The sequence below is a fragment of the Streptomyces sp. NBC_01260 genome (assembly GCF_036226405.1).
GTDB lineage: Bacteria > Actinomycetota > Actinomycetes > Streptomycetales > Streptomycetaceae > Streptomyces > Streptomyces laculatispora.
The window spans coordinates 4,216,232-4,236,877 of sequence record NZ_CP108464.1; the positions used below are offsets into that span (position 1 = coordinate 4,216,232).

20 protein-coding genes are annotated in these 20,646 nt (G+C 72.4%); 10 read left to right on the top strand and 10 right to left on the bottom strand.

The annotated features are described in order from the left end of the window. The first annotated feature begins 150 nt into the window (after nucleotides 1-150). From OG322_RS18770 to OG322_RS41580, 3 genes are all read left to right on the top strand, one after another. Nucleotides 151-1,104: an intradiol ring-cleavage dioxygenase gene (locus tag OG322_RS18770; RefSeq protein ID WP_124284496.1), complete on the top strand. Its 954-nt coding sequence runs from the start codon at nucleotides 151-153 to the stop codon at nucleotides 1,102-1,104. A gap of 323 nt (nucleotides 1,105-1,427) precedes the next feature. After that, on the top strand, nucleotides 1,428-2,234 hold the full coding sequence (locus OG322_RS18775; protein WP_124284495.1) for a L,D-transpeptidase family protein: 807 nt from the start codon (nucleotides 1,428-1,430) through the stop codon (nucleotides 2,232-2,234). 68 nt (nucleotides 2,235-2,302) lie between these two features. Next, entirely contained in the window at nucleotides 2,303-2,527 is a 225-nt protein-coding gene (locus OG322_RS41580; RefSeq protein ID WP_124284494.1) for a hypothetical protein, read from the top strand. Nucleotides 2,528-2,624: 97 nt separating this feature from the next. On the opposite strand, the gene metG is transcribed toward OG322_RS41580, so the two are convergent. Then, nucleotides 2,625-4,238: a methionine--tRNA ligase gene (metG, locus tag OG322_RS18785; RefSeq protein WP_123460344.1), complete on the bottom strand. Its 1,614-nt coding sequence runs from the start codon at nucleotides 4,236-4,238 to the stop codon at nucleotides 2,625-2,627. A 172-nt stretch (nucleotides 4,239-4,410) separates the two neighbouring features. Here metG and OG322_RS18790 point away from each other — a divergent pair, with 172 nt between their 5' ends. Together OG322_RS18790 and OG322_RS18795 are read left to right on the top strand one after the other, a co-directional pair. After that, nucleotides 4,411-5,064 carry a response regulator transcription factor gene (locus OG322_RS18790; RefSeq protein ID WP_206432391.1) on the top strand — a complete coding sequence of 218 codons (654 nt, stop codon included), beginning with the start codon at nucleotides 4,411-4,413 and terminating at the stop codon, nucleotides 5,062-5,064. Further along, nucleotides 5,061-6,257, top strand: a complete 1,197-nt coding sequence (locus OG322_RS18795; RefSeq protein WP_329306707.1) for a sensor histidine kinase — start codon at nucleotides 5,061-5,063, stop codon at nucleotides 6,255-6,257. The genes OG322_RS18790 and OG322_RS18795 overlap by 4 nt, the downstream gene beginning before the upstream one ends. Here the strand turns inward: OG322_RS18795 and OG322_RS18800 are convergent. Next, nucleotides 6,206-7,732: a VWA domain-containing protein gene (locus OG322_RS18800; RefSeq protein ID WP_329306708.1), complete on the bottom strand. Its 1,527-nt coding sequence runs from the start codon at nucleotides 7,730-7,732 to the stop codon at nucleotides 6,206-6,208. The two genes, OG322_RS18795 and OG322_RS18800, sit on opposite strands and share 52 nt — an antisense overlap. A gap of 280 nt (nucleotides 7,733-8,012) precedes the next feature. Between OG322_RS18800 and OG322_RS18805 the strand changes: the two genes are divergently transcribed. Next, nucleotides 8,013-8,417 (top strand): RNA-binding S4 domain-containing protein, encoded by a 405-nt coding sequence (locus OG322_RS18805; RefSeq protein ID WP_123460341.1) that lies wholly within the window; start codon nucleotides 8,013-8,015, stop codon nucleotides 8,415-8,417. A gap of 100 nt (nucleotides 8,418-8,517) precedes the next feature. Here OG322_RS18805 and OG322_RS18810 read toward each other — a convergent pair whose 3' ends face one another. From OG322_RS18810 to OG322_RS18825, 4 genes are all read right to left on the bottom strand, one after another. Beyond that, nucleotides 8,518-10,434: an FUSC family protein gene (locus OG322_RS18810; RefSeq protein WP_124285228.1), complete on the bottom strand. Its 1,917-nt coding sequence runs from the start codon at nucleotides 10,432-10,434 to the stop codon at nucleotides 8,518-8,520. A gap of 64 nt (nucleotides 10,435-10,498) precedes the next feature. Continuing rightward, nucleotides 10,499-10,750, bottom strand: a complete 252-nt coding sequence (locus OG322_RS18815) for a DUF2630 family protein (protein ID WP_124284493.1) — start codon at nucleotides 10,748-10,750, stop codon at nucleotides 10,499-10,501. Nucleotides 10,751-10,799: 49 nt separating this feature from the next. Next, nucleotides 10,800-11,759 carry an NADP-dependent oxidoreductase gene (locus tag OG322_RS18820; RefSeq protein ID WP_329306709.1) on the bottom strand — a complete coding sequence of 320 codons (960 nt, stop codon included), beginning with the start codon at nucleotides 11,757-11,759 and terminating at the stop codon, nucleotides 10,800-10,802. A 94-nt stretch (nucleotides 11,760-11,853) separates the two neighbouring features. Further along, complete coding sequence (locus tag OG322_RS18825; RefSeq protein ID WP_329306710.1) at nucleotides 11,854-12,750, bottom strand: hypothetical protein; 897 nt, start codon at nucleotides 12,748-12,750, stop codon at nucleotides 11,854-11,856. A gap of 120 nt (nucleotides 12,751-12,870) precedes the next feature. Here OG322_RS18825 and OG322_RS18830 point away from each other — a divergent pair, with 120 nt between their 5' ends. Both OG322_RS18830 and OG322_RS18835 read left to right on the top strand, forming a co-directional pair. Further along, entirely contained in the window at nucleotides 12,871-13,269 is a 399-nt protein-coding gene (locus tag OG322_RS18830) for a hypothetical protein (protein ID WP_123460337.1), read from the top strand. A 97-nt stretch (nucleotides 13,270-13,366) separates the two neighbouring features. Further along, the gene (locus OG322_RS18835) at nucleotides 13,367-14,506 is read left to right on the top strand and encodes a MerR family transcriptional regulator (protein ID WP_329306711.1); all 1,140 of its coding nucleotides are present in this window, start codon (nucleotides 13,367-13,369) and stop codon (nucleotides 14,504-14,506) included. 70 nt (nucleotides 14,507-14,576) lie between these two features. Here the strand turns inward: OG322_RS18835 and OG322_RS18840 are convergent, their stop codons facing one another. From OG322_RS18840 to OG322_RS18850, 3 genes are all read right to left on the bottom strand, one after another. Next, a complete protein-coding gene (locus OG322_RS18840; RefSeq protein WP_123460335.1) occupies nucleotides 14,577-14,999 on the bottom strand; it encodes a universal stress protein in 423 nt (140 codons plus the stop codon). Between the two features lie 115 nt (nucleotides 15,000-15,114). Next, nucleotides 15,115-15,768, bottom strand: coding sequence for an FMN reductase (locus OG322_RS18845; RefSeq protein ID WP_123460334.1), 654 nt, complete (start codon nucleotides 15,766-15,768; stop codon nucleotides 15,115-15,117). 4 nt (nucleotides 15,769-15,772) lie between these two features. After that, a complete protein-coding gene (locus OG322_RS18850; protein ID WP_329306712.1) occupies nucleotides 15,773-16,858 on the bottom strand; it encodes an LLM class flavin-dependent oxidoreductase in 1,086 nt (361 codons plus the stop codon). Between the two features lie 156 nt (nucleotides 16,859-17,014). Between OG322_RS18850 and OG322_RS18855 the strand changes: the two genes are divergently transcribed. Together OG322_RS18855 and trpS are read left to right on the top strand one after the other, a co-directional pair. Beyond that, nucleotides 17,015-17,212, top strand: coding sequence for a DUF6126 family protein (locus OG322_RS18855; protein WP_123460332.1), 198 nt, complete (start codon nucleotides 17,015-17,017; stop codon nucleotides 17,210-17,212). A 332-nt stretch (nucleotides 17,213-17,544) separates the two neighbouring features. Further along, complete coding sequence (gene trpS, locus OG322_RS18860) at nucleotides 17,545-18,603, top strand: tryptophan--tRNA ligase (protein WP_123460331.1); 1,059 nt, start codon at nucleotides 17,545-17,547, stop codon at nucleotides 18,601-18,603. A 4-nt stretch (nucleotides 18,604-18,607) separates the two neighbouring features. On the opposite strand, the gene OG322_RS18865 is transcribed toward trpS, so the two are convergent. Beyond that, a complete protein-coding gene (locus OG322_RS18865; RefSeq protein ID WP_123460330.1) occupies nucleotides 18,608-20,608 on the bottom strand; it encodes an NAD-binding protein in 2,001 nt (666 codons plus the stop codon). Nucleotides 20,609-20,646: the final 38 nt, after the last annotated feature.

The following is a 20,646-nucleotide window of genomic DNA, read 5'->3' on the forward strand; positions in this document are numbered from 1 at the left end:
CCCGGCCGGGGGCTGTTCCGTGTCCCGGCCGTGCCGACTGCCCGCACCGGACGGCCTGCCCACACGGGGATGCGGCCCGCACCGCAATCACACAGGAACCCACAGCCTGTGCTCACGCCCCTGCCAGCTGGGCTCCCTAGCCTCCCCTGCATGACAGAGAATCAGGGACCCGCGCACAAGAAGGATCTGACCCGTCGCCGGATGATCCTCGCCGGTGGCGCGGCCGTGGCCGCGGCCGGAATCGGAGCCGGAGCCGTCGCGAACGCCTCGGCCGGTGAGAGCGGCGGCGAACGTGGCGGCAGCGGCGGCGGGAAGAAGCCCACCGGGCAGGGCGAGGCGTGTTACCGGCTCACCTCGGAGACCACCGAGGGCCCGTACTACATCGACGCCGACAAGATCCGTAAGGACATCACCGAGGACAAGGAGGGCATCCCGATGACCCTCCGCCTCAAGGTGATCGACTCCGACACCTGCAAGCCGCTCAAGCGGGCGGCCGTCGACATCTGGCACTGCGACGCCCTGGGCGTCTACTCCGGATACGAGAGCATGAGCACGGGCGGTCCCGGCGGTCCGGGCGGCGGCACCCCGCCGACCGGCGCCCCCACGGACGCACCGACCGGCGCCCCCACCGGTACGCCCCCGACCGGCGGCCCCGGCGGCCCCGGCGGCGGTGGCGGCGGGCACAGCGAGCCCACCGACGACGAGCGCTATCTGCGGGGCACTCAGCTCACCGACCAGCACGGGTACGTGGAGTTCCGGACGATCTTCCCGGGCTGGTACCAGGGCCGTGCCGTGCACATCCACACCAAGGTGCACGTCGGCGGCAGGATGACCGACGCCGGGTACGAGGGCGGGCACACCTGCCACACCGGCCAGTTCTTCTTCGCGGAGTCCGCGGTCCTCGACTCGGCGAAGGCCGAGCCGTACTCGGCCAGCACCACCACCCGCACGACCCTCACCGAGGACACCATCTACGACCAGAGCGGTGTCACGGGCGGGCTGATGAAGCTCTCGTACCGGAAGAACCACATGGCGCGCGGTGTCGTCGGCTCGATCACCATGGGCGTGGACCCGGACGGGACGCAGGACGGGACGGGGATGTGATCGCACCGACCTGACCCGATCGCGCCGATCGGCCCACCGACGCCTCCTCAGGCCTCCGTTCCCCCGCGGAGCCGAAGGGCCCGGAACCGGAGCAGTACCCGGTTCCGGGCCCTTCGTGATGTGCGCCGACAGACGTGCACCGACAAGGGCTGCGCGCATACAAGTGCATGAATCACGCGAACGGGTACAGCCGGATGGCCCCGGTGCCGGATTGGCCGGTCCCGGCTGCGGCAAAGACTGCCTGGGCCGACATCGGCACAGCGGACCTCACGCCGCGTCCGCAAAGCCCCCGCGGCTTCGCCGCCGACTGCTGAGGAGCCACCGTGTCCGTGCCCCGTCCGAGCGTTCCCCTGCGGCTCCCGTACGTCGTCTGTGCCGTCTTCGTCCTGCTGCTGGCCGCGTGCGGAACGGGCGGCGTCGTCGGTTCTCGTGAGCGCGGTGCCCCCACGAGGACCGCGGGCGCTCCCGGCCCGTCGGCGGGCGGCGCGTCGGCGGCCGGGCCCGCCGCCGCACCGCCCAGAGCGTCGCCCGCCCCGCCGCGGGAGATCCCGGGGCTCGGCCCGCGGACCAGGGCGGCGATCCCGGCAGGCACCCGGCAGGTGTTCGTCGTCACGGGCGAGTCCCCGGACTCCAGCCGCTCCACCGCCGTGCTCTACACCCGGGACGGCCCCGCCGCGGACTGGCGGGCCACGGCGCCCTGGGCCGCCCACAACGCCCTGAACGGCTGGACGGCCGAGCACTGGGAGGGCGATCTGCGCTCACCCGTCGGCGTCTACACGCTGACCGCGGCGGGCGGCCGGCTCGATCCCCCGTCCACGGTGTTCCCGTACGACCTGAGCCCGGACTTCACGGTGGAGGGCGAGGGCTTCCACGGGGAGCCGCTGGAGGGTTCCTTCGACTACGTCATCGCCATCGACTACAACCGCCTCCCCGGCACCTCCCCCCTGGACCACACCCGTCCGCTCGGCACGGAGCGTGGCGGCGGCATCTGGATCCACGTCGACCACGGCGGCCCCACCCAGGGCTGCGTCTCGATCAGCGAGGACCGGATGAAGGAGCTGCTGAGCCTCCTCGACCCGGCCAAGGACCCCGTCGTCGTGATGGGGGACGCCGCGTCCCTGGGCGGCTGAAGTCGCTGCGCGCCAGGTCCGCGGACCGTAACCTGGAGACTGCCCGACCGGCTCTCGAGGAGGCAGGCGTGAGCGTGGTCGACGACGGTGTGCTGACACAGGAGGTCTTCGAGGACCTGGCCCGTCATGCCATACGCGCGGAAGAAGCGCTGCGACTGGAGTTCGTGCACTCCCAGCCGGACGGTGTGCGGTACGAGACGGTGGTGACGGTCCCGTTCGGCAAGACGGTCCGGCTGCCCGACCCGGTGGGCATCGAGCTGGACACCGAACCGCTCAAGAACTGGGTCCGCTGACCGGAGCCGGAGCCGGAGCCGGAGCCGGAGCCCGGCACGCGAGAAGGGGCGGGACCGTCAGTGTGGTCCCGCCCCTTCTCGCGTACGTACGAACCCCTTACTCGGGCTTCTCCTCCAGGCGCGGGAACAGCACCGCGCCCTTCGTCACCGTCGCGCCCGCCGGCAGCCGGCCCCAGCCGGCGGCTTCCTGCACACGCTGTCCGGAGAGCGCGCCCAGGGACTCCTCGGCGCCCAGGCACTCCCACAGCTTCTGCGAGGTGTCCGGCATGACGGGGTTCAGCAGGACCGCGACACCGCGCAGCGCCTCGGCGGCCGTGTACAGGATCGTCGCGAGACGGGCCCGGCCCTCGGGCGACTCGTCCTTGGCGACCTTCCAGGGCTCCTGCTCCGTGATGTAGCCGTTGACCTGCTTCACGAAGTCGAAGATCGCCAGGATGCCGCCCTGGAAGTCCAGCTCCTCGCCGATCTTCCGGTCGGCCGTCGCGACGGCCTTCGCCAGCCCGTCCCGCACCGCCTGCTCGGCCTCACCCGCGGCCGTGGCCCCGGGGAGCGCACCGCCGTAGTACTTGCCGACCATGGCCGCGAGGCGCGAGGCCAGGTTGCCGTAGTCGTTGGCGAGCTCGGAGGTGTAGCGGGCGGTGAAGTCCTCCCAGGAGAACGAGCCGTCGCTGCCGTACGCGATGGCCCGCAGGAAGTACCAGCGGTAGGCGTCCACGCCGAAGTGCGAGGTCAGATCCTGCGGCTTGATGCCCGTCAGGTTCGACTTCGACATCTTCTCGCCGCCGACCATCAGCCAGCCGTTGGCGACGACCTTGCCGGGCAGCGGCAGCCCCTGCGCCATCAGCATCGCCGGCCAGATGACCGAGTGGAACCGCAGGATGTCCTTGCCGATCAGGTGCACGTTCGCCGGGAACGTACCGTCGAACTTCTCCTGGTTGGCGCCGTAGCCGACCGCCGTCGCGTAGTTGAGCAGCGCGTCGACCCATACGTAGATGACGTGCTTGTCGTCCCACGGGACCGGGACGCCCCAGTCGAAGGTCGAGCGCGAGATCGACAGGTCCTGGAGACCCTGCTTGACGAAGTTCACGATCTCGTTGCGGGCCGACTCGGGCTGGATGAAGCCGGGGTTGGCCGCGTAGAACTCCAGCAGCTTCGGGCCGTACGCGCTGAGCTTGAAGAAGTAGTTCTCCTCCTTGAGGATCTCCACCGGCTTCTTGTGGATCGGGCACAGCTTCGTGCCGTCCTCCGCCTCGATCAGGTCGCCGGGGAGCTTGTACTCCTCGCAGCCCACGCAGTACGGGCCTTCGTATCCGCCCTTGTAGATCTCGTCCTTGTCGTACAGGTCCTGCACGAACTCCTGCACACGGTCGGTGTGCCGCTTCTCCGTGGTACGGATGAAGTCGTCGTTCGCGATGCCGAGGTGCTCCCAGAGGGGCTTCCAGGCCTCCTCGACGAGCTTGTCGCACCACGCCTGGGGTGTGACGTTGTTCGCCTCGGCCGTGCGCATGATCTTCTGACCGTGCTCGTCCGTGCCGGTGAGGTACCACACCTTCTCGCCGCGCTGACGGTGCCAGCGGGTGAGCACGTCGCCTGCGACGGTCGTGTAGGCGTGGCCCAGGTGAGGAGCGTCGTTGACGTAGTAAATGGGGGTCGAGACGTAGAAACTCCGCACGTCCTCGCCCCCCTGCTTCTCTGATCCAGTGGCCGCCATGGTCGAAATCCTAACGGTCCGGGGGAGGTCCACTCGCACCGATAAACCCGGCGCCGGGCGCGGAGCGCTTCGCGGCGAGCTTCTCGGAGAGCTTTGCGAAACATCGCTTCCCGTAGCAAAGACGCATCCTGGGATGGAGTGGACACGCATGCACGAGGCAGAGGACATCACGATGCGGGTACTGGTCGCCGAGGACGAGGAGATCCTGGCGGAGCTGGTCGCCACCGGGCTGCGGCGGGCGGGGTTCGCCGTCGACACGGTGTACAGCGGTGATGCCGCCCAGGCCTATCTGGGGCTGCACGACTACGACGTCGTCGTCCTGGACCGCGACCTGCCCCGGGTGCACGGCGACGACGTGGCCCGCGGCCTCGTGGCCTCCGGCTCCCGGACCAGAATCCTGATGCTCACCGCCGCCGGGTCCATGGAGGACCGGGTCTCCGGGCTCGACCTGGGCGCCGACGACTATCTCGGCAAGCCGTTCGAGTTCCCCGAACTCGTTTCGCGGGTACGCGCGCTGCGGCGGCGCAGCGCCCGCCCCGTACCGCCGCAGCTGGAGCGGTACGGAATCCGGCTCGACACCGTACGCCGTACCGCGTCCCGCGACGGGCGGGAGCTGGACCTCTCGCCGAAGGAGTTCACCGTGCTGCAGCTGCTGCTGGAGGCTGATGGCGGGACGGTGAGCGCGGAGGAGCTGCTGGAGCGGGCCTGGGACGCCAATGCCGACCCCTTCACCGGGGCCGTCCGCGTCTGCATGAGCAAGCTGCGCGGCAAACTCGGCGAACCGGCGGTGATCCGCACCGTGCAGGGTGTCGGGTACGCCCTGTGAAGCGTCCGGCCCGGGTGCCGCACTCCACGATCAGGACCCGGATCGCGCTCGTGTACGGCGGGGTGTTCCTGGTGCTCGGCACGGCCCTGCTCGTCACCGTCAACCTGGCCTCCCGCGCCGGTACGGACTCGCAGGCCCGCTCCATCGCCCGCACGGCCGCGGTCGTCCAGCCCGGCTACGCGGTGAACGGCCCCCTCGTCACCCGCCGGAACCTCGGCCCGCCGACCGTCTACGACCTCACCGACCACGTCAGCGACGCGGCCGGTCATCAGCTGCTCATCTGGTCCGCCGCCTCGCTGCTCGTGATGACGGCCTGCGCGGTGGGTGTCGGATGGTGGACCGCGGGGCGGGTCCTGCGGCCCGTCCACGCCATGACCGCCAAGGCGCGCAGGCTCTCCGAGCACACGCTGCACGAGCGGATCGCCTCCAGCGGCCCCGACGACGAGCTCAGGGAGCTCGGCGACACGCTCGACGCGCTGCTCGCCCGGCTGGAGAGGGCCTTCGACAGCCAGCGGCGGTTCATCGCCAACGCCTCGCACGAGCTGCGGACCCCACTGGCCACCCAGCGGGCGGCGATCCAGGTCGGCCTGGACGACCCGACGCCGGACGACCTCGTGCGGACCCGGCAGACGCTCCTGGACAACAACCGGCGCAGCGAGCGGCTCATCGAGGGACTGCTGGTGCTGGCGCGCAGCGAGCGCGGGCTCGCGAAGGGCGAGCGGGAGGACGTGGACCTGGCCCGGGTGGTGGCGGAGGAGGCGGGCCGGCATCCGGGGGTGACGGTCGAGACCGTGCCCTGCGCGGTGCTGGGGAACCGGATGCTGCTGGCCCAGCTGGTGGGCAATCTGCTGGCCAACGCGGTGACGTACAACGTGCCCGGCGGGACGGTGGAGGTGTCGCTGGCCACCGGGGGCGGGAACGGGGTGCTCGTGGTGCGCAACACCGGTCCGGTGGTGGACGGGGCGGACATTCCCGGGCTGTTCGAGCCGTTCCGGCGGGGCGAGGGCAGGGACCGGATGGGGCCCGGCTCCGGGCTCGGTCTTTCGATCGTACGTTCTGTAGCAGTGGCGCACGGCGGTACGGTCACGGCGGTGCCGGGCCCGGAGGGCGGGCTCGCCGTGACCGTACGCCTGCCGGCCGATCAGGCTCCGGCGGCGACCCAGGCGGGCAGCGCGGCGAGCACCTCGCGGTAGAACGCGGCGTCCGCGACCTCGCGCGGGGCGGGGCCCGCGTGGAAGAAGCCGGCGTTCGGGGCGTCCAGCTTCCGCAGGAAGTCGAAGCTCTTCCCGTCCGCGTCGCCGAACGCGACGAACTGGAAGAACAGCGGCAGCCGTGCCGCGTCCGTCAGGGCCTGGCGGGCGGCCTGCTTGGCGTCCGGCGGGCCGTCCGTCTGGAAGATCACCAGCGCCGGGCCGGTGGCCTCGGTCTTCTCGTAGTGCGCGACGACCTCCTCGACGGCGCGGTGGTAGTTCGTCCGGCCGAGCCGGCCGAGGCCCGCGTTCAGCTCGTCGATCCGGCCCTCGTGGCCGGACAGCTCGACCGTGCCGGTGCCGTCGATGTCCGTCGAGAAGAAGACGACCTGGACGGTGGCGCTCTCGTCCAGGTGCGCGGCGAGAGCGAGGGTGCGGTCGCCCAGGTGCTGCGCGCTGCCGTCCTTGTAGAACGGCCGCATGGAGCCGGAGCGGTCCAGGACCAGGTAGACGGTGGCGCGCAGGCCGGTCAGCCCGTGCGCCTTCAGCCCGGCCTGGGCGGCCTTGTACGGGGCGACGAGCTCCGGTGCGCGGGACTTGACCCGGGCGAGGGAGAGCGCGGGCTTGCCGTCGGCGGGGGACACGGGGGACACGGGGGTCACCGTGATCTCCGTGATCTCCGCGATCTCCGGAGTCTCCGAGGCGGCGACGGGGGCGGCGGGTGCGGAGGCCGGGGCGGCCGCGGCGGCTGCGGCGGCCGGTTCGGGCTCCGCTTCGGGTACGAGTTCCGGTTCCGGTTCGGGGGCCGGGTCCATGTCGATGGTGATCGGCTCGGGCGCGGTCGCGGCGGCGACCGGCTCGGCGGCGACCGGCTCGGCGGGGGCGGGGACTTCGGCCTCGGCTTCAGTCGTGACCTCGGCGGCGACCGGCTCCACGGCGGCGGGGGCCGCTGCCGGAACCTCAACGGGCTCCGGGGCCACGGCATCCGCCGCTTCCTCGACCGGCTTCGACTCCGACTCCGACTTCGGCTCCGGCTTCGGCTCCGACTTCGGCTCCGACTTCGACTCCGGTTCCAGTTTCGGTTCCGTCTTCGCCTCCGCGGCCTTCGTCCTGGGCCCGGAGCCCTGCGACGGCACCGTGGGTGTGGCCCTGGGTGCGGGGGCGGCGGCCTTGTCGAAGGCGGCTGCCACCAGATCCGTCGCCAGATCGCCGTCGTCCTTGGCGGACTGGGACGTGGCGGACCCGGACGAGGTGGACCGGGACGAGGTGGGGGAGGCCGGGGCCGGTACCGAGACCTTGGCGGCCGGGGCGGGTTCGGGATCCGGCTCGGCCTGCACAACCGGTTCGTCCACCGCCACCGACTCCGACTCCGCGGGCCGGGTGCGCTCGCCCTGGGGCGGGACCGTGGCCGTCGTCCGGCCGTCCTGCTCCGTGACGTCACGGCCGAACACCTTGCGCAGCAAGCTCCGAATGCCCATGGGCGAGGCCTTTCACGTGAGTTGGGTGCGATGAATGTCCGTACTGCGGGAATTGATCCCTGGCCAGGGCGGATACGTAAGGTTAGCGGCCGGATCCGGCCGTTCGGTGGCGCGGCCCGCCTGAGGGACAACTGAGCCGAAACCGATTCCGGACCGAGTCCTGTAACCGTGGAGTGGTGGTCTGATGTACGTCATTCACATGTATTTCTGTAGTGCCGAGTTGCCGGGTTGACGCGAGCAGCCGGGTCCCTCGCGCAGGAGGCGCACTAGAGTCGGAAGCATGGTTTCCGGTGAGGCGCCGCAGGCGGCGGGCAGCGTTCGGGTCGACGTCTGGATCTGGTCGGTCCGGCTGACGAAGACGCGTGCGCAGGCTGCCGCCGCCTGTCGCGCGGGGCATGTGAAGGTGGCCGGCGAGCGTGCCAAGCCGGCCCAGGCGTTGCACGTCGGCGACGAGGTACGGCTGCGGCACGCGGGCCGGGACCGGGTCGTGGTCGTGTCGAAGATCGTGAAGAAGCGGGTCGGGCCTCCGGTAGCGGCGGAGTGCTTCGTCGACAACAGTCCGCCTCCGCCGCCGCGTGAGGCCGCGATCCAGGTGCCGGTGCGGGACCGAGGGGCGGGTCGGCCGACGAAGCGGGACCGGCGCGAGATGGAGCGGTTGCGGGGGGACGGGCCGGCTGCGGAGTGACCGGGGTCGTCCGGCGGCCGCTCCGCCCGCGATCGCCGGGCGGGCTCCGAGGATGTCCCCAAGCGCCGGACGGGCTTGACGCGGGCGCGCGGGGGTGGGGTCAGGGCTGCGGGGACGCGATCGCCCTGGCCGCTGCCACCTCCTGGCGCAGCGGGGCCAGTACGCCCTCCTCGTCGCCGGGGAGTTCGGCGCGCACCTCCACCAGCACTTTGCTCGCCCTGATGCCCGCTGCCAGTTCGCGGAGCTGGTGCCGCACCTCGGCGACCTCTGCCGGGTCCGGTTCCGGCGCCCCGTGGTTGACGCGGACCCGGGCCGCGGTCGTGGCGTCCACGATGCGTTCCACCGCGACGACCAGGGGCCACCACGCGGCGGCCCGGCGGCCGGTCGGAGGCGGTTCCGTCAGGGCGCGCTGGAACTCGGAGCGTACGGACGACAGATCGCGGTAGATGCGGCGCCGGGCCCGTACCCGTTCCGCCCGGTCACCGGAGGCGTCCGGTTCGAAGGCGTAGGCCACGTAGTCCGCGATGTCCGTCACCGCGTCGGCCAGTCGGTGGCCGATCCGGGTGTGCCAGCTCTCCGGCCACAGCAGGTATCCGGCCACCAGGACGATGCCGCAGCCGATCAGGCTGTCCAGGAAGCGCGGCCAGACCAGGTGCACGCCCTGATGGTTCAGCAGGTCGGACAGGAGCAGGATGACCGGGGTGACAGCCGCCGTCTGGAAGGCGTAACCCTTCGCCGTGAACGCCGGGATCAGCGCGGCGAGCAGCACCATCACCGGCACGTCCCACCAGCCGATCGGCACCTTCGCCAGCACCGGCGCCGCGATGACGAGACCCGCGGCCGTGCCCACCGAACGCAGCACGGCGCGGGAGAACACCGAGCCGAAGTCGGGCTTGAGGACGAAGGTGACGGTCAGCGCCACCCAGTAGGAGCGCGGCACGTCGACCAGTGAGGTCAGCGACTGGGCCAGCCCGATGCAGAGCGCGAGACGCAGCCCGTACCGCCACGAGGGCCCGGACAGCAGCACGTTGCGGGTGGCGCGCCGCACACGTACACCCAGCGCGGCGGGCCGTCCGAGCCGGTCGTCGACGTTGTACGGATCGGGTTCGGCCTTGTGGACGACCGCGGCGGCGTGCCGCAGGGCACTGTCCACGGCCAGGGTGGCGGGCGAGTCCGGTGCGGGCAGGGCGGGTTCGGCGCCGCCGGTGCGGCTCTCCTCGATGTCGTCGGCCAGCTTCCGCACCGCGGCCGGGATCTCGGGAGGCAGCGGACGCCGCCGCAGGTGCACCGCCGGGGCCGCCTCGACCAGCGGGATGATGACGTTGAGCTGCGACAGCATCCGCACCATGGCGCCGCTGCGGCCGTGGTAGCGGGCGCGGCGGGCGAGGACCAGGTCGTAGGAGGTGTTGAGGGAGTGGGTGACGGCCTGCCGCTTCTCCTCGTAGGCGTCGGTGCCGGCTGCGGCGAGCAGATCGGCGACCGTGCAGTACGTCCCGGCGACCGAGACGCGTTCCGGCAGTTTCCGCCGCAGCGGCCAGGCCAGCAGGGTCAGGGCGAGGACGAACAGTCCGCCGAGCGTCAGCAGCAGCGGCGCCACCCACCAGGGGTCCGGCATCGGGAGCCCGGCGCCCACCACCGAGTTGAGCAGGAGCAGCAGCCCCGACACGGAGGCCACGGCGCCGATCGTCGACATCATGCCGGAGACGAGCCCGATGACCGTGAGCACGGCGACGGCGCCCCAGCCGGTCCCGTGCACGAGCGTGCCGATCATGATGCCGAGCGCGCCGAACAACTGCGGCACGGCGATGTTGAGGATGCGCATCCGGTACGCGTCGGCGGTGTCGCCGATCACGCCGGAGAGCGCGCCCATGGAGACCAGCGCCCCGTACACCGGCCGGTCGACGGCGAATCCGGCGGCGAGCGGCGCGGCCAGGGCGACGGACGCGCGGGCGACGGCGGCCCAGGGGACGGGGGTGGGCTGCGGGCGCAGTCCGTACCGGAGCCAGACGGGCGGCATCCCCCGCCGCGGTGCCGCGGCGGAACCGGTGCCTGACAATGCGTCCCCCTCCGGTGTTCAGCGGTCAGCCGCGGTATCCCTCGACCTCGTCGGCCGGGCGGACCCGGGCCTGTGACGGGTCCTCCCCGAACTCACTCAGTGCGCGGCGCTGCCGCAGCAGGTCCCAGCACTGGTCGAGCCGGACCTCCACCGTACGCAGTCGCTTCTGCTCCTCGGCGGTGAGGCCCGGGTCCCGGCCGCCGCGGTCGCGCAGGGTGCGCTCCTCCGCGACGAGCCCGTCGATGCCGCCGATGATGTCGTGCTCCTGGTCGTCCATGACGTCTTCGTTCCTCTCGGTGAGCTTGGAGATGTCCTTGTGGCGCGGTTCAGCGGCGGCCGTGGTTGCGCAGCACGATGACGGTCTTGCCGCGGGCCCCGCCGGTCCGGTTGCGGTCCAGGGCCTGCGGGGCCTTCTCCAGCGGGAGTTCGACGTCGATGGGGACGCGCAGCACGCCCTCCGCGGCGCCCGCGGCCAGGACGTCCAGCAGGACGGGGCTCGGGTCGAGCCGGAAGTCGATGCCGCGCACGCCCTCGGGGAGCGCCGCCCCGGCCGCGACGCCGCGGGTGCTGAGCGCGATACCGCCGGGCCGGACCGTCGAGGCGTGGGCCGCGAACGCCTCCGGGGTGCCGGAGACCAGATCGGCCAGCGCGTCGATGCCGTCCGGGCAGACCGCCCGCACCGAGTCGGCCGTCGGGCCCCGGGTGGTGTCGACCGTGGCGGCGGCTCCCAACGACCCCATCCTGGACCGCTCGTCGCCGCGCACCGCCGCGATCACGCGCACGTCCCGGGCCCTGGCGAGCTGGGTCAGACAGCTGCCGACGCCGCCCGCCGCGCCGATGATCAGCAGGCTCTCGTGGCCGCGGAGCACCGCCGTCTCCAGGATCTGCGCGGCCGCCATCCCGGCGGACGGCAGCGCGGCCGCGATCCGGGCGTCCAGGCCGCGCGGGACGAGGGTGATGGCGGCGTCCTGCGGGACGCAGACGTAGTCGCAGTACGTACCGGCGCCGACCGGCGGGCCGGCCCGGCCGAAGACCTTGTCACCGACCCGGAAGCGGTTGTCGCCGCCGCCGATCATGTCCACCCGGCCCGCGAAGTCCACGCCGACGACCAGCGGGAACACATGCGGGACCTGTCCGTCCAGGGAGCCCTCGGCCGTCTGCCAGTCGTAGGGGTTGAGGGAGGCGTACTCGACCCTCACCCGTACCTCGCCGGATGCCGGTTCCGGCTTGGGGACCTCGACCAGTGCGGGGTCGGCCCGGAATGCGCCGACGGCGATGGCTCGCATATGGAAGACCTCCCAGTAGCCCCGGCCAGTGCACGCAATCCACTCTTCCCCGGCCCGCCCGCGCGCGCACGTCGGCGCCCGCGGGACGCATCCGTCACGCGTCGGGCGTCGGTACCGGCAGCACCCGCTGGGCCCAGATCCGGGCCGCCACCGCGCACACCGCCAGGGCCAGTCCGGTACCGAAGACGATCCACACCGTCGTGCGCAGGGACGCCGTCAGCGCGTCGTAGACCGCGGCCGCCCCGTCGGTCTCGTTGCCCGGCACCTCGGCCAGCACCCGGTTGCGGGCGAGGGCGATCACCCCGCGCAGCAGCAGCGCGCCGGCCGCGAAGCCGGTTCCGGCGACGGCGGTGGCGGCCAGCGCGGCGAGCGCGGAGCCCCGGCGGCCGGGCCCGCCGCGCACCCAGGCAACGGCCACGGCCAGCAGGGCGAACACCAGCGTGCCGACGGCCGGCCAGATACTCGCGGCCCGCAGCCACCGGAAGCTCTGGCGCAGCTGGTCGGCCCGGTCCGCGGAGACGATCTGGATGTCGGTGTGCTCGATGGGGATGCGGTCGGCGAACGGCACCCCGTTGTCCAGCAGGTTCTGCTTCACCTGTTCCGTCACGGGCGCCAGGTCGATGGTGACGCTCTTGCCGCTCCCGCCGTCCAGCGCGGCGGTGACGGCCTCGTGGGCGGTGCGGTTGGCGGCGGTCCAGGCGGCCCGGAAGGCATCGGTGGTGGTGAAGGACTCCACGGCCTGGTGCAGGAAGCCGCGCACGGTGTCCGTGAGCGGACCGACGTCGATCTGCTTCATCGCCTCGTCGGTGATCAGGTCGGCCACGGTCTTCTGCACAGCGGGATCGGAGGCGAGCGGTGCCACGGCGGCGACGTAGCGGTCCGTGTTGTCGATCTCCAGATCGACCCAGGCGGAGAGCGCGCTCAGCGGCACCAGAACGGCGAGGAGCACCAGAAGTGCCGCCGAGAGCGCCGTGGAGAAGAAGGTCCGCACCTCACCAGGGAATCCCGGATGGGCCGGGAGCGCTCCGGGCCGTGCGCCATTCGAGTTGCCGGGCGGCGCGAGCAGGTGTGCGCTGGAGGGAAGAGGGGGCGACGGAAGGAGCTTCCCGCCATGGCCGCACATGCTTCGGTGCAGGCACACGGAACGCGCGCGCCCGCACAGCGTCACTCCATCCTCAGCTGGGCGCTGCCCGTCACGCTCGGGGTGATCCTCGGCTGGTACGCGACGTCCATCGTCCGGGGCGGCGGAGTGCTCACGGGCGGGCAGCTCGCCCTCGGACTGATCTCGGGCGCCGTCCTCGCGGTGCTCTGCTTCGGCCTGGGCCGGATGCAGAAGCGGCTGCCGCGCGAGCTGCGGGCGGCTGCCTACGGCGCGCTGTTCGGCGGCTCGATCGGCTTCCTGTACAGCCTGTCGGACAAGAGCGTGCTCGCGGCCTCGGTGCTGGGCCTGCTGACCGGGGCGGCCATGCTGGTAGCCGCGTTCTACGTCTTCTACACGCACGAGAACTGAGCACCTCGGCCCCGGTGCGCATCCCTCCGTGAGCCATCCTTGACCTTCTCCGCGGGGGAAGGCCAAGGATCGGCGTGCCGGGCGAGCACCGCCCGGTATGAGGAGGCACGAGGTGACGGACGACGGGCAGGGGCGGCCGCCCGAAGCGGCGCTGATGACGATCGGGGCGTTCGCCCGGCTGTCCCGGCTGTCCGCGAAGACGCTGCGCCGATACGACGAGCTCGGTCTGCTGCGGCCCGCTCTGGTCGACCCGGTGAACGGCTACCGGTACTACGGCCGGGCGCAGGCGCGGACGGCCAGGCTGGTGGCCTGGCTCCGCCGGATCGGCATGCCGCTCGCCCGGATCACGGAGGTGATCGCGCTGGACGCCGGCGCGGCCGCCACGGCGATCCGGGGGTACTGGGCGCAGGTCGAGGCCGAGACAGCGGTCCGCCGGGACCTCGCCACCTTCCTCATCGACCAGCTGTCGACGGAGGAAGCCATGACACAGGTGGGAACGCTCGGAATCCGGTACGCGGCACGCACCGACATCGGTGCGGTGCGGGAGACCAACCAGGACGCGGCGTACGCCGGAGCCCGGCTGCTCGCGGTCGCCGACGGGTTCGGCGAGGGCGGCGCGGGGGCGAGCACGGCGGCGATCGACGCCCTGAAACCGGTGGTGCGGGCGGCGGTGCCGGCCGCGGAGCTGCTGAACATCCTGCACGACGCGGCGGAGCGGGCCGCGCGAGCGGTGCGGGACGCGGTGGCGGGGAGCGGGGCGCCCGACGAGTCGGGGACCACGCTGACCGCGATGGTGTGGACGGGTGCGCGGCTGGGGCTCGTGCACATCGGGGACTCGCGGGCGTATCTGCTGCGCGGGGGCGAACTGTTCCGGATCACGCACGACCACAGCCTGGTCCAGTCGATGATCGACGACGGCTCGCTCACCGAGGAGGAGGCCGCCTCGCACCCACAGCGGGCGCTGCTGCTCAAGGCGCTGTCGGGCGGCGGCCAGGACGGCTCCGGGCCGGCCGAGGGCTCCGGTCCCGACCTGGGGGTGCGGGACGCCCGTGCCGGTGACCGCTATCTGCTCTGCTCGGACGGGCTCTCGGCGGTCGTCGACGGCAGGGAACTGGCCGGCGTGCTCGCCGCGGCGGACGGCCCCGGCACGGCTGTGCGCGAGCTGGTCGCGCTGGCCGGTGCGGCGGGCACCCCCGACAACGTGGCCTGTGCGGTGGCGGACGTCGTGGCGCTGTGACGGCACGGGGCGGGCCCGCGCGATCGTGCTGAACGCGCGGGCCCGCCCCCTGCTCGTGTCGCGTCGGGCGTCAGCCGCGCACCACCGTCACCGGGCACGGCGCGTGCTGGGTGACGTGGAGGCTGACCGAGCCGAGCAGGGTGGCCTTGAAGCCGCTGTATCCGCGCGCGCCCACGACCAGCAGACTCGCGCCCTTGGCCCGGTCCAGCAGGGACTGCGCCGGGTTGCCGATCACCACGACCTTGCTGACCGCTGCGGCACCCACCGCGCCGAGGGCCTCCTCCAGCGCCTCGGTGAGCGACACGGTGGCCAGGGCCTGCGGGTCGAAGTCCTCCGGCAGGCCCGGCATCATGGACGCCCAGCTGGTGGAGGGGTACTCCCAGCTGTTGACGGCCTCGACCGTGTCACCGGTCAGCTCTGCCTGGCGTACGGCCCAGTGCAGTGCCTTGATCGACGACTCGGAGCCGTCAACGCCCACCACGATCCTGCCCATCTCTGCCTCCAGCTCGGTTCGGCACGGTTGCAGGGGTGCGCCGTGCGGATTCCCGGCGACGCGCCCTCCCGCCCAACTCTAATCAAATCGGACGAAAGCGCGGCGCCCGGGTCGGTCAGGTCTGCCGGAGGCCGGCCAGTTGCTCCTCGAACGGGACCACCTCGTCGTCCAGGCCGAGGGCCCTGGACGCCCCGGAGACGGCCCGGCCGCCGGTGATCGCGCTCGCCAGCTCACCGCCCGCGCGCCGGATCCTTGCCGGCAGTCCGTCGGTGTACCCGTCGCCCGACGCACCCCAGTCCTCCGACGCCGCGTACACCGACGTCGGCAGCGTGACGGCCCGCAGGTAGCCGAAGAGCGGGCGCATCGCGTGCTCCAGCACCAGCGAGTGCCGGGCGGTCCCGCCGGTCGCCGCGACGACGACGGGCTTACCGGTCAGCGCGGTGTTCTCGACGAGGTCGAAGAACGACTTGAACAGCCCGCTGTACGAGGCGGTGAAGACCGGGCTGACGGCGATCAGCCCGTCCGACTCCGTCACCGCCGCGATCGCTTCCTCCAGCGTGGCCGAGGGGAACCCGGTCACCAGGTGGTTGGCGATGTCGACGGCCAGGTCGCGCAGCTCGATCACCCGGATCTCGACCGGGCGGTCCTGCTCGGCGTCCAGCCGGTCCCGGGCGGCCCCGGCCAGCCGGTCGGCCAGCAGCCTGGTCGACGAGGGGCGGCTCAGCCCGGCCGAGACGGCGACGATCCTCAGTGGTTCGGTGGCGAACACGGTGTCAGCTCTCCTTCGCGTTGGCGGCGACGACGGCCGGGTGCAGGGGCGCGGACTCGGGGACCCCGGCCGGCCGCAGGGCGGCGAACTCCTTGCGCAGCACCGGTATGACCTCCTCGCCGAGGATGTCGAGCTGCTCCAGGACGGTCTTCAGCGGCAGCCCCGCGTGGTCCATCAGGAACAGCTGGCGCTGGTAGTCGCCGACGGCGTCCCGGAAGGACAGCGTCCGCTCGATGACCTCCTGCGGGGAGCCCACGGTCAGCGGGGTCTGCTGGGTGAAGTCCTCCATCGAGGGGCCGTGCCCGTAGACCGGTGCGTTGTCGAAGTACGGGCGGAACTCCCGTACCGCGTCCTGCGAGTTCTTCCGCATGAACACCTGGCCGCCGAGGCCCACGATGGCCTGCTCGGCGGTGCCGTGCCCGTAGTGCGCGTACCGCTGCCGGTAGAGGCTCACCATCTTCTTCGTGTGCTCGATGGGCCAGAAGATGTTGTTGTGGAAGAAGCCGTCGCCGTAGTACGCGGCCTGCTCGGCGATCTCCGGGGAGCGGATGGAGCCGTGCCAGACGAACGGCGGGACGCCGTCCAGCGGGCGCGGGGTCGCGGTGAAGGACTGGAGCGGCGTACGGAACGTGCCCTCCCAGTCGACGACCTCCTCGCGCCACAGCTTGTGCAGCAGGGCGTAGTTCTCGATGGCAAGCGGCATGCCCTGGCGGATGTCCTTGCCGAACCAGGGGTAGACGGGGCCGGTGTTGCCGCGGCCCATCATCAGGTCGACGCGGCCGTCGGCGAGGTGCTGGAGCGTGGCGTAGTCCTCGGCGATCTTCACCGGGTCGTTGGTGGTGATCAGCGTCGTGGACGTGGACAGGATCAGGTTCTCGGTGCGGGCGGCGATGTAGCCGAGGGTGGTCGTGGGCGAGGACGGGACGAACGGCGGGTTGTGGTGCTCGCCGGTCGCGAAGACGTCGAGGCCGACCTCCTCCGCCTTCTGCGCGATGGCGATCGTGGCCTTGATCCGCTCGTGCTCGCTCGGCGTCCTGCCGGTCGTCGGGTCGGTGGTGACATCCCCGACGGTGAAGATCCCGAACTGCATGGCGCCCGCCTCCAATATTGTTGAACATTGAACTATGTGAACACACCCTACAACGGAGTACCCCCTCTCTCTATTCCACGAGGCCGTCCGGCGCCGGGTCTGGGTACGCTGAACGGCTACGGAGGCCGCCCGGGCCCCGCGTCGACGGAGGCAGACATGAGCGGGACCGGCCCCGCGCGAGACGGCGGCGCGCCGCGGCCCGCGCGCGAGACGGACCGCGACTACGGCGGCGGCAGCGAGGCCTGGAAGGAACGCGGCGTCGCCCTGCGCGTCTTCATCTACGTCTTCGCCACGCACCTGTTCGCGGGCTTCGTCTGGATTCTGTTCTACGTGGGCGAACACGCCAAGAAATGAGCGACCCGGCGGGGATCAGGCCGCCGGGCCGCCGGGCTCCTCGGTGTGCGGGCTCCGCCCGCCGAGCAGGCGCTCCCGGCCCCACGCCCCGAGCGGGCTCAGTGCCTCGTTGAATGTGCCGTGCCGTGGGGCCGGGGCGCGCTACCATCCCCGCATGACCTCCGTACCGTGCCGGAACTGGTGGCGCTCCTCCTAGGAGCGGCCACCTCTTCTGCGCGGGACCAGGGCCGTTCGACATGGACGGCCCTTTTTCTCTGCCCTCTTGCGGGTACGGGCTCCTCGCCCGGCGGGCCGTCCTCCACGCACACACCGACGCGAGGAGAGACCCACTCATGAGCACGACCTGTGCCGACGCCGCCCCGGAGACCACTCTGGAGGAGCGAATCCGGCGCGACCCCGCCCGCTTCCGGGTCCTGACCGGCGACCGGCCCACCGGGGCGCTCCACCTCGGGCACTACTTCGGCACCCTCCACAACCGGGTGCGGCTCCAGGACCTCGGGGTGGAGACGTTCGTCGTCATCCCCGACTACCAGGTGCTCACCGACCGGGACGTCGCCGAACGGCTCGTCGCGACCATGGAGGGGCTGCTGCTGGACTACCTGGCCGTCGGCATCGACCCGGAACGCTCGGTGATCTTCAACCACAGCGCCGTGCCCGCGCTCAACCAGCTGCTGCTGCCGTTCCTGAGCCTGGTCTCCGTCGCCGAACTGGGCCGCAACCCCACGGTCAAGGACGAGATCGCGCACTCCCGGCAGTCCTCCGTCAGCGGTCTGATGTTCACCTACCCGGTCCATCAGGCGGCCGACATCCTGTTCTGCAAGGGCAATCTGGTGCCGGTCGGCCAGGACCAGCTGCCCCACCTCGAAGTGGCCCGGACCGTCGCCCGGCGGTTCAACGAGCGCTACGGACAGGTCTTCCCGGAACCCGAGGCGCTGCTCTCCGCCGTGCCGCAGCTGCTCGGCACCGACGGCACCAAGATGAGCAAGAGCCGCGCCAACTCCATCGCGCTGAGCGCCGACGCCGACGAGACGGCACGCCTGATCAAGGGCGCGACAACGGACGCCGACCGCCACATCACCTACGACCCCGAGGCGCGGCCCGGCGTGTCCGGCCTGGTGCTGCTGGCCGCGCTCTGCCTCGACCGCGATCCGCACGACGTGGCCGGGGAGATCGGCGGCGGGGGCGCGGCCGCCCTGAAGCGGACCGTGACCGACGCGGTCAACACCCGGCTGGCACCGATGCGGGCCCGACGGGCCGAGTACGCACGGGACATGGGGTACGTCCGGTCCGTGCTGCGGGCCGGCAACGAGCGCGCCAACGCCATCGCCGACGCGACACTGACGCAGGTGCGGGAGGTCATGGGGGGTCTGGTACGGGGCCACTCGTCCTGACCGGTCAGCGACGCGTCAACGAGCCCCGCCTGCGCAGGAGTTCGGCCAGACCGCGCCGGGTGGCGGCGATGACCACCCGGTCGGTGGGCTGGAGCACGTACCCGGGGTGCAGGTTCCACACGAGGCCGCCGGGGCGCTCCGTGCCCGCTCCGGGGGCCTGCGGGGGCGGGACGGGCGCCGCCAGGTCCGGGCGGCGGTCGGCGGTCGGGGCGACGTCCAGCGCGAGGACCCGCCAGGCGCCGGACCGGAACGCCTGCTCCACCGTCCGGCCCTCCAGCTGCGGATGCCCGGCCACCTCGATCGCGGCGAACAGCATCACCTTCCGCTCGACCGGCACCGCCCCCAGGATCTGCCGGCCCATCATGGCGACGGCGAACGAGGGCGCGGCCAGATGGGAGACCGAGCGGGAGCGGGTCAGCGCCTGCGGGTGGGCGGTGCGCAGGGTGCGGTAGACGGCGGTGGCGAACTCGTCGTCGAACAGGCGCAGCGTCACCCGCAGATCCGGCTTGACCGAGCGGGCGTACAGCGCGGCCTCCAGATTGGTGGTGTCGATGCTGGTCAGGGCGAGCAGGGCGCGGGAGCGCCGGATCTTCGCCGCCTCCAGCACGCCCTCCTGCGTGACGTCCCCGATGACCACCGGCACGTGCAGCCGCCGGGCCACCGGGATGCCGCGCGCGTCCGGGTCGTCCTCCACGCACACCACGGGGATGCCGAGTTCGCGCAGCTGGACGAGGACGCGGGTGCCGATCTTGCCGAGGCCCAGCAGCACCACGTGTCCGGACAGCCCGCGCGGCGGGCGGCGCAGCGAGGAGACGGTACGGAGCGAGCCGAAGGCCTCCAGCACCCCGGCGACGAGCAGCGGCAGGAGCATCAGCCCGGCGACCCCGGACAGGAGCTGGATGATCTGGCGGGCGGTGGGATCGCCGATGGCCGGGTCGCCCATCGCGAACAGGTCGAGCAGGGTCAGATAGGCGGCGTGCAGCGGATCGTCCCCGGTGGTGAACGTGGACGCCACCGCGAGTCCGAGGACGGCCGTGCCGACGCCCAGCGCGGACCAGCGCAGCCGGCGCGAGAAGATCTGGCTCAGCGGTGCGCCCCGGCCGCCCATCCGGGGCGTCGGGGAGGCCGGACCGCTCTGGCTGACGGCCTCCAGGACGACGGTTCCGCGCCCGGTCGCCGCGGCCACCTCGGTCTGGTCGGGCAGGAGCCGGGGGCCCTCGTCGCCGCTGCTGTCGGAGCCCTCGGTGCCCGCCGGGTCATGGGTGGTGGAGGAGAGCAGGGCCAGTGTGCACAGGCCCGGGTCGGCGACCTGGCCGTCGCGGGGCGGGGTGCGTTCGGCGGCCCGAAGGAGCAGGCCCTCCGCCTGGATCACCTTGCTGGATCCGGCGAGCGCGGTCGCCGCGAGGGCGGGGGCCGCGGTGTCGGCGTCGGACAGGACCGTGGTGGAGGCGTCCAGCGCGGTCTGGTCGAGCCCCGGCGAGGCGACGGCGGCCGCCTGGTCGAGCAGGGTCTCCAGATGCTGGCCGAGCTTGCGGTTGTAGAGCCGGATCACCAGCCGGACGCGGGGGTTGAGCCGGCGGGCGGTCAGCGCGGCGCGGATGTTGCGCTCGTCGTCGTCGTAGACGAGGGCGAGCGCGGCGGCCGTGTCGACACCGGCCTCCTCCAACGCCTCGTCGGAGGGCTCGGGCGCCTGGAGGATGCGCACCGCCTCCACCCCGGCGTTGGTGTCGCTGTCACCGTTCCCGGCGCCGTTGCCGCCGTTGCGGCTCATCGCCGACGACATCCGGCCGAACAGGGCGGCCGCCCGCCCGCGCCCGGTCAGCGGCAGTTCCGGCCGTCTCGGATCGGGCCCCGGCGGCAGGACGAGGGTGACCCGTTCCCCGTAGACGTAGCGCAGTTCCACGGCGAGCCGCTGGGCGAGCGCGTCGTCGCCGCAGACGACCATGTGGCCGGAGAACGGGGAGCGTTGGGGCTGCTGCGGAAGTGGGGGCACATGACCCAGCATGCCTGTTCCCTTCTCGGGGTCGCTTCTCCGATCGCCGC